Genomic DNA, 7,343 nt, shown 5'->3' on the forward strand with positions numbered 1-7,343 from the left:
TCTTATTTTACTAGATTCCAAGAAATTGGCTCACCAAACGCAATGTCTCGTGCGGCTTTTTTACCTAGCACATTAGGCAACTCTTTAGGCGTAAGACCAAAACCTGGGCGTATTGATCTTACATTTTGCTTTGTGAGCTTTTCGCCAGCTTTGATATTGGCTACGGCATAAAGTGAACGCCTAAAAGTGGCATTTCCTTCTTCACTTTTTTTACGTTGATAATTGACAGAACCAAGTGCTTCCCAAGCAGTTTTACTATCACGGCATAACTGAAGAAGTTCTTTTTCTTCTAATGAAAAACTATCGTCCGGACCTCCTCCAGAACGATCAAGCGTAACATGCTTTTCAATAACACAAGAGCCTAGCGAGACCGAAGCAATAGCTGTTGTATTTGAGATAGTATGGTCAGAAAGCCCTGTAAGCACATTGAAGCGTTGAGCCATGTCACGGATTGTCGCAAGATTATAGTCGTTAGCTGGGGCTGGATAACCGCTAACACAATGCAAAATCACTAACTCTTTACAGCCAGCCCGCTTTGCAGCTGTGACAGCTTCGCTAATCTCTTCTTCATTGGCCATGCCTGTAGAAATGATCATGGGCTTGCCTGTTTTCGCAACATATTCGATGAGAGGGATATCTATTGCTTCAAAGGATGCGATTTTATAAGCAGGGCAGTTTAGCTCTTCTAGCATATCAACCGCTGTTTCGTCGAAGGGTGAGCTGAAAATCGTAATACCTAACTCTTTTGCTTTCTTGAACAATGGCTTGTGCCATTCCCACGGCATAAATGCTTCCGAATACAAGTCGTAAAGAGTTCGACCTCCCCATAGCCCACCTTCAATTTTAAATTCTGGGCGATCACAATCAATCGTAATTGTGTCCGCTGTGTAGGACTGGAGTTTTATGGCGTCAGCACCACAACGTTTGGCCATTACCATTATTTCGTAGGCGCGCTCGATACTTCCATTATGGTTTGCAGACAATTCTGCGATGATGTATGGGGCGGTGTTAAGCCCAATTTGTCGCCCATTGATAGCAATTGGTGTCATGCTGTTTCCAAAGGTAAAATTATTTCTGCATAACCAGTGATAGCCGGATTATCGTCTTTGTCTAAAACTAGAGTGCGGACTTTAAGACGGTTCCCTATTTTGGTTTCAATATGTATTTTTGCGTTTAGCTCAGTGTTGGGGTAAATGGGTGATTTAAACTCCAATGATTGGCTCTTATATATTGTACCTTCGCCAGGGAATAATGTTCCAAAGATTTTGGAGAATACTGAACCGCTTAAAAAACCATGGACTAAACTCTTATCGAAGCCATATTCACGACTGTACGCGTCGTCAATATGGAGTTTGTTTGTGTCAGAGGATGCTTCAGAAAACATTAGCACTTGTTCTTTTGAAATGGAGAATTGATGTGTAAATGTTTTACCAGGCCCGAACTTGTTATCTCTCATTAATGGTAGTTCGATAGAAAGTCTATTCCAGTCCTTTTTGAAAATCGCTAAACGGTATATGTCCCACAAACGACCTTTTGAGAAGTGTTGATTTTTAAATATACCTTCTACGCTGAAGCCATGCTTTTTGTGGAACGTAATTACCTTGTCATTGAATTCGAGTACTTCGCAATAAAGTTTATTAAGTCCTAGTGAGTTAAAAGCATAATTAAGTGCAGAGACTTCCATTTTTGAACCAACGCCTCTTATTGAAGTGTCTCCAGAGTAGAAGGCCCAACTAGCAGTGCCTGCATTTTGATTTATTTCTGTAAAACCAATTACTCCGCATGGTTGCTGTTCAATATAAAAAACAAAATAGCGCTTTGTTTTTTCGGACTTTATGTGCTCAAACCATTGATAGTGTTCATCTTTAGAAATGATGTGATCTGTATACATATTGGCGCGGACTTCAGGCTTGTTTCTCCACTCTAGAACCATATCCAAATGTTCTTCAGATAGGGGAGTTAATTTCGTCTTGCTCATAAAGCTTGCTCACTTTGATCTAGTAAGTGTTTGAGGACTCTTTTGGCCCCAAAGCCATCGCATACCGCTGAGATTTGCTTCACATTGTTCAAGTACTTTTCAGGTGATTGAGTTAATTGACTGATTTTAAATTGGAGCTGTTCTTTAACCTCCTGTTTTCTAATATCGATCAATTGAATTAAATTGTCTTGTTCTAGGATTAGCGCGGCTTGCTTTTGATTTTCTGCTGTCACACACAGCACGGATGGTAATCCTACAGAAAAGCGTTCCCATGTTGTTGAGCCTACTGCTCCAATGCAAATATCGTACTTGTTCATAACTGCAGCGATGTTTTTTATGTTTTTTAATAGGACTACATTTTGGTTTGAAGATGCAAAAGCTTCAAGTTTTCCAATGTTTGGATTTAGGGAGGTAGTAACAATAGCAATTTTTATTACAAAGTTAATTTTTAATGAAAGTAATGCTTTGCATATAGTTAGGCTAACGTTGTCTTTATCTACCCCGCCTAAGCTGACCATGATTTTTAGCTCATTTATTGGTGAGGTACGTTCTATCCTTTTTGTTTTAGTGAATTCTTTTCTAAGTAAAGTGTAGTCTGAACCAATAAGTAATTTTGAGTCCTGAATTAAGCCATTGTAAGAGTGTTGGTTTTTACCGTAAGTTTGATCTAATAACCATGAGCAATCGTGGGGACGATCATTCAAATCATCAATGACTAAAATTGGGGCTATTTCTTTTAATAAAGATTCCCAAGGGTGGCCTAATGCGTAATGGTCGACAATGATAAATGAGGGAGGTGTTCCTAACTGTTGAATTTTTTTATTGAGGTGTTTTTTTGTGTTTTGAGCGTCAAGTTGTTGCCCCCCCTTTAGCCAGTGGGAGTGTGGATAAACTTGATCAGAATGAGAGTTTGATTCCGGAAGGTAAGCAATTTCTGCATCTATAGTCACAGCTCTTTCTTCCAGAAAATCTGATTTATAGGCCGTTATTATTATACATTTTAGCCCTTCGTCTTTTGCCCATTCTGCTAGTGCTAGGCAGCGAGCTATGTGTCCAACGCCAATCTGAGGGCTAGCGTCGGCTCTCACTGCAAACCATGCATTACTATTGGTCATTTAATTGATCTGCTAAGTATAGAGCTTCAGCAAATTCCCAATCATTTAAGGTGTCTATATCTTGGGTCTTTGAACTGGGAAGCATTAAGGGTTTTGATTTTGAATTAGTTAAAACCCCTTTTCCTTCTAGATAGGCTTGAACCGTACCGAAATAAAACTGGCCTGCATCGTGAAAAGCTGGTTCTAGATCTTGAGATCGTGTCGTTTCATGTTCTTTTTGAAACATCTCACTGAAACCATCGAAATTTATTTTTAAAGCGCGTTGGATGGGGAAACGATACTCCGTCGCAGAAAATACATAATCTAATTTTTCCGACATAAGAAGTGTATATGCTGATTTTAAATCAATATCTCTTATGAAGGGGGCTGTAGCATAGATACAGCAGATTTGGTCTGTGAATTTGAGATTGAGAGTATTTATGGCGTGAAGGGTGACGTCAGTGGTTGTTGCGAAATCATCAGAGAGTTCTGATGGTCGTATGAATGGTGCTTCAGCACCGTAGGAACATGCAATATCTATGATTTCTTGATCATCTGAAGATACAACTACTCTGTCGAAAAGACCGCTCTTGATAGCCGCTTCAACAGAATATCCGATAATAGGCTTGCCACAGAATTTCTTGATGTTTTTTCTTGGAATTCGTTTACTACCGCCTCTGGCTGGAATTAATGCTACTTTCATAACAGCACTCGAGAGAGAATGTCTATGCTTGTAGATTGTTGCTCATCTGTCATTGAATGGAATATCGGAATCGATATCGCCTCTTTGTAATACTTTTCGGCCTCTGGAAAGTCGCCAGCTTTGAACCCTAAATTCTGATAATAGGGTTGTAAATGCACTGGTATGTAATGAAGGTTTACTCCTAAGCCTGCATTGCGTAATCCTGAAAATACTTCCTTATGACTCAATTTAATTTCGTTTCGCTTTAACCTAAGAATATATAAATGGAAGCTTGAATAGGTGGAATCAAGTCGCTTAGGAAGCTCGACTGGTAAATGTGTAAGCTCTTTGTCGTATCTAACAGCTAGCTCATTCCGGCGATCTACAAACTCATTTAAACGGGTCATTTGTGACACGCCTAAGGCGGCTTGCATCTCGGTCATTCGGTAGTTGTAACCTAATTCGATTTGTTGGTAGTACCAACCACCATGACTCTCCTCGGTCATTAAGCTTTCATCGCGCGTGACACCATGGCTTCTCAGTAACTCTAGTTTTTTTGCGAGCTCATCGTTATTGGTTAGAGCTGCTCCACCTTCAGCTGTAGTCACTATCTTAACTGGATGGAAACTGAATACAGTTATGTCTGAGTATTTACAATCGCCAGTTTTTGAGTTCTTGTATCGAGCGCCAACTGCGTGAGAGGCATCTTCAATTATTTTAAAGCCATATTGTTTTGATAATTGATAGATTTTTTCCATGTCACAAGGTTGGCCACATAAGTGAACAACAACGATAACTTTTGGGAGAGTTCCTTCGGCTTTTGCTTGCTTTAACTTGCTTTCAAGTTTCGTAGGGCACATGTTGTATGTAGCTGGATCGATATCTACAAAATCAATGTATGCACCGCAATATAGCCCGCAGTTTGCAGAGGCTACGAATGTAATAGGGCTTGTCCAAAGGTAATCCCCTTGCCTTAAGCCAAGTGCTAAACAAGAAATATGTAGGGCTGAAGTGGCACTGTTAACAGAAAATGCATACTCGGCACCACAAGCCTGAATTAAGCTGTTCTCGAAGGCAGGGACTTGGGGGCCTTGAGTGAGAAAATCTGACTTTAGGACATTGATAACGGAATCAATATCTTCTTGGCTAATCTCTTGTTTTCCATATGGAATAAAGGACATATTTAAACCTCAAAATCAGGGTCAATATGCTTGTTTATTAACGCTCTTAGACTTTCTACACTTTCCCATTCGTCGTTCGTACCGGAATTGTATTTGAAGCCAAATGGTACTTTTTCAGCTTTGTGATGCTCAATGTAATCTTGCTCTTGGTAGCAGAAAGATACCGATGGCAGGATGGCGTAATACTTTCCCAAGTCTATTGTATTGAGAGAATCGGTGTCCGTAATCATTTCTTCATGTAGTTTTTCGCCTGGGCGTATTCCAACAATCTCCGTTTTACACTCTGGTGCTACGGCTTCGGCGACATCCAGGATTTTATATGAAGGTATTTTAGGAACGAATATCTCGCCACCAAGGTGGTGCTCAAATGCATACATAACCATATCTACACCATCTTGAAGAGAGATGTTGAAGCGGGTCATTTCTTCATGGGTGATAGGCAGAACACCTGATTGTTTTTTATTTAAGAAAAATGGGATTACCGAGCCTCGAGATCCCATGACATTCCCATAACGAACCACACTGAATCGAATGTCCTTTGATCCCTTAATATTGTTTGCGGCAGCGAATAGTTTGTCTGATGCTAATTTGGTTGCGCCATATAGATTGATAGGTGCGCACGCTTTATCAGTTGAAAGTGCCACCACGTCAGTGACTCCACACTCTAAAGCTGCAGCGATTACATTTTCAGCGCCATCAATGTTTGTACGAATGCATTCGGTTGGGTTGTATTCTGCAGTATCTACTTGCTTGATAGCTGCTGCATGAATGATCATGTCCACACCTTCACATGCCTGAATTAGGCGTTGCCTATCGCGAATGTCACCGATAAAAAAACGTAATTGAGGATAGTCTTGAGGCGGGTATTTAAAACGCAATTCTGATTGCTTCAATTCATCTCTTGAAAAGATAATAATCTTTTTGATGTCTGGGTAGCGATTAAGAATGGTCTCTAAGAATTTCTTCCCGAACGAACCTGTGCCTCCAGTAATTAAGACAACTTTATCATTAAGCATAAAAAAAGAGTGCCGTTATAGTTAAATGTAAATCAATGAGTTTGGTGAGGAAACCTGCAAATCTTTAGTGAAATCAACTAGATCGAAAAGGCTATCGGGATTATAGAATAGATACAATCTTGGTGAAACTGGTAACTGAATATTGCTGAGATGTTAAGTAGTCCTTTTTTGCATATTTTGTGTATGATTCGCGCCCGATAGTTCTATTTATGTGTTTTTTCTAGTTTTAAAAGCGGTAAAAGGGATTCTATGAGTATTCCAGAAAAAAGTATGTTACATGATGGCTTCTATCAATTTGAGAAATTGTTAGATCAGAAAAAGATTAAAAAGCTTTATACAAAAATGATTGAGTCGCGCCATTTTGATGAGAGTCTCTTTTTGAGTGAAGAAGAGTATGAGCGCCAGTCCTCTCATAAAAATGCTAACCCGACTTCTGAGTTTAATTTTTTGGGACAGTTTGCTAATGAATTGGATGTGGTAGAAAAAAATGAGTCAATTACTAATACATTGACCAACTTACTTGGATATGATTATGAGATTGTTATAAAAAAAGCGGTGTGCGGTGTTCCAGAATCGTGGTTGCCCGACTGGATTAAATCTAGAATAGATGGCGTAAATGTAGCTAATTTAGGGCCTTTTATTAAAAAAGAGTTTAGAGATATTACATATTTTCGTGGGATTGATTTTCATCAAGATATTATTGATTGGCCGCTAGGGATGACTGACCTAGATCCTGCAACCTTTATAACTCTATATGTATATATTCATGACGTTGATGAATATGACTCCCCTCTCCATGTACTTCCTAGAACACATAAGCTTGGAGCAACTCTTTTTCCGCACAAGCTAGAAAAGGAAGAGGGTGAGCGGTGGATCTATGAAAGCGACAGCGGAGCGCGCGTTGAAGTTAAAGATAGAATTTTAACAGGCCAGGCTGGTTACACTGCCATGTGGCATAACTGTACTTTACATGGAACACAGCCAGTACAGCATGAGTCGGAAAAATTTAGGCTTTCTCTTCGTTACTTAATTGGAAAGTCAAAGGCAAACAAAGAGTGGACTGTTATTGATGATATAAATAAAACGGTAGAGGGAGACTTGACACCTATAAGAACTAGAAAAGACCTAGATGAAGCTGGGAAAGCTAAGATAAAGGGCAATATTATCAATAAGTATTAATCTGTAGCTGGATGAAAATGGTGATTAGCTTAACTTTTGAGGCGTATGTCGGCAGCGGAAACATGTAACCAGCTTCTAAAACGATTTAAGTATAGTGTGCTCTTACATCAAAATATAAATGCTCTTACTAAGTTATTTTGAAGTGAATATATCGTAGGTAACCAGATAAAATATGATTTTGAAATTGCTAATTAAGCTGGTTGGTACGAATCA

The 7,343-nt window shown here is 39.4% G+C and carries 7 protein-coding genes; 1 reads left to right on the top strand and 6 read right to left on the bottom strand.

Features of this window, described 5'->3' with window-relative positions; all coding sequences use genetic code 11:
* Positions 1-2 precede the first annotated feature (2 nt).
* Genes pseI through pseB form a run of 6 tightly spaced genes read right to left on the bottom strand, consistent with a single transcriptional unit; the run spans position 3 to position 5,951 of the window.
* Positions 3-1,049 (bottom strand): pseudaminic acid synthase, encoded by a 1,047-nt coding sequence (gene pseI, locus A3738_RS15870; protein WP_068480742.1) that lies wholly within the window; start codon positions 1,047-1,049, stop codon positions 3-5.
* Complete coding sequence (gene pseH, locus A3738_RS15875; RefSeq protein ID WP_068480745.1) at positions 1,046-1,978, bottom strand: UDP-4-amino-4,6-dideoxy-N-acetyl-beta-L-altrosamine N-acetyltransferase; 933 nt, start codon at positions 1,976-1,978, stop codon at positions 1,046-1,048. The genes pseI and pseH overlap by 4 nt, the downstream gene beginning before the upstream one ends.
* Positions 1,975-3,093 carry a UDP-2,4-diacetamido-2,4,6-trideoxy-beta-L-altropyranose hydrolase gene (gene pseG / locus A3738_RS15880; protein WP_068480748.1) on the bottom strand — a complete coding sequence of 373 codons (1,119 nt, stop codon included), beginning with the start codon at positions 3,091-3,093 and terminating at the stop codon, positions 1,975-1,977. The genes pseH and pseG overlap by 4 nt, the downstream gene beginning before the upstream one ends.
* A complete protein-coding gene (pseF, locus tag A3738_RS15885) occupies positions 3,083-3,775 on the bottom strand; it encodes a pseudaminic acid cytidylyltransferase (protein ID WP_068480751.1) in 693 nt (230 codons plus the stop codon). Before pseF ends, pseG begins: the two co-directional genes overlap by 11 nt.
* The gene (pseC, locus tag A3738_RS15890) at positions 3,772-4,935 is read right to left on the bottom strand and encodes a UDP-4-amino-4,6-dideoxy-N-acetyl-beta-L-altrosamine transaminase (protein WP_068480754.1); all 1,164 of its coding nucleotides are present in this window, start codon (positions 4,933-4,935) and stop codon (positions 3,772-3,774) included. The genes pseF and pseC overlap by 4 nt, the downstream gene beginning before the upstream one ends.
* A gap of 2 nt (positions 4,936-4,937) precedes the next feature.
* Positions 4,938-5,951, bottom strand: a complete 1,014-nt coding sequence (pseB, locus tag A3738_RS15895) for a UDP-N-acetylglucosamine 4,6-dehydratase (inverting) (protein ID WP_068480757.1) — start codon at positions 5,949-5,951, stop codon at positions 4,938-4,940.
* 249 nt (positions 5,952-6,200) lie between these two features.
* On the opposite strand from pseB, the gene A3738_RS15900 reads away from it, so the two are divergent.
* A complete protein-coding gene (locus A3738_RS15900; protein ID WP_068480762.1) occupies positions 6,201-7,130 on the top strand; it encodes a phytanoyl-CoA dioxygenase family protein in 930 nt (309 codons plus the stop codon).
* Positions 7,131-7,343: the final 213 nt, after the last annotated feature.

This window comes from Oleiphilus sp. HI0066, from assembly GCF_001635725.1.